Source organism: Janthinobacterium sp. KBS0711, from assembly GCF_000988085.1.
GTDB lineage: Bacteria > Pseudomonadota > Gammaproteobacteria > Burkholderiales > Burkholderiaceae_D > Janthinobacterium > Janthinobacterium lividum_E.
Map to the genome: position 1 here is coordinate 1 of NZ_LBCO01000023.1, position 1,582 is coordinate 1,582.

Sequence of the window (1,582 nt, forward strand, 5' to 3'; positions counted from 1 at the left end):
CATTTACATGATTCGTGCAAACTCTAGAAAGGAGGTGATCCAGCCGCACCTTCCGATACGGCTACCTTGTTACGACTTCACCCCAGTCACGAATCCTACCGTGGTAAGCGCCCTCCTTGCGGTTAAGCTACCTACTTCTGGTAAAACCCGCTCCCATGGTGTGACGGGCGGTGTGTACAAGACCCGGGAACGTATTCACCGCGACATGCTGATCCGCGATTACTAGCGATTCCAACTTCATGCAGTCGAGTTGCAGACTACAATCCGGACTACGATACACTTTCTGCGATTAGCTCCCCCTCGCGGGTTGGCGGCGCTCTGTATGTACCATTGTATGACGTGTGAAGCCCTACCCATAAGGGCCATGAGGACTTGACGTCATCCCCACCTTCCTCCGGTTTGTCACCGGCAGTCTCATTAGAGTGCCCTTTCGTAGCAACTAATGACAAGGGTTGCGCTCGTTGCGGGACTTAACCCAACATCTCACGACACGAGCTGACGACAGCCATGCAGCACCTGTGTACTGGTTCTCTTTCGAGCACTCCTCAATCTCTCGGGGATTCCAGCCATGTCAAGGGTAGGTAAGGTTTTTCGCGTTGCATCGAATTAATCCACATCATCCACCGCTTGTGCGGGTCCCCGTCAATTCCTTTGAGTTTTAATCTTGCGACCGTACTCCCCAGGCGGTCTACTTCACGCGTTAGCTGCGTTACCAAGTCAATTAAGACCCGACAACTAGTAGACATCGTTTAGGGCGTGGACTACCAGGGTATCTAATCCTGTTTGCTCCCCACGCTTTCGTGCATGAGCGTCAATCTTGACCCAGGGGGCTGCCTTCGCCATCGGTGTTCCTCCACATATCTACGCATTTCACTGCTACACGTGGAATTCTACCCCCCTCTGCCAGATTCTAGCCTTGCAGTCTCCAATGCAATTCCCAGGTTGAGCCCGGGGATTTCACATCAGACTTACAAAACCGCCTGCGCACGCTTTACGCCCAGTAATTCCGATTAACGCTTGCACCCTACGTATTACCGCGGCTGCTGGCACGTAGTTAGCCGGTGCTTATTCTTCAGGTACCGTCATTAGCAAGAGATATTAGCTCTCACCGTTTCTTCCCTGACAAAAGAGCTTTACAACCCGAAGGCCTTCTTCACTCACGCGGCATTGCTGGATCAGGCTTTCGCCCATTGTCCAAAATTCCCCACTGCTGCCTCCCGTAGGAGTCTGGACCGTGTCTCAGTTCCAGTGTGGCTGGTCGTCCTCTCAGACCAGCTACTGATCGATGCCTTGGTAGGCTTTTACCCTACCAACTAGCTAATCAGATATCGGCCGCTCCACGAGCATGAGGTCTTGCGATCCCCCACTTTCATCCTTAGATCGTATGCGGTATTAGCGTAACTTTCGCTACGTTATCCCCCACTCTAGGGTACGTTCCGATATATTACTCACCCGTTCGCCACTCGCCACCAGAGCAAGCTCCGTGCTGCCGTTCGACTTGCATGTGTAAGGCATGCCGCCAGCGTTCAATCTGAGCCAGGATCAAACTCTTCAGTTTAATCTCTGTTACTTTGCCATTTTA

General features: G+C 52.3%; 1 rRNA gene. It reads right to left on the bottom strand.

The features are described 5' to 3' along the window. Nucleotides 1-27: 27 nt before the first annotated feature. Nucleotides 28-1,558 (bottom strand): 16S ribosomal RNA (locus tag VM94_RS12525). Between the last annotated feature and the right edge of the window lie 24 nt (nucleotides 1,559-1,582).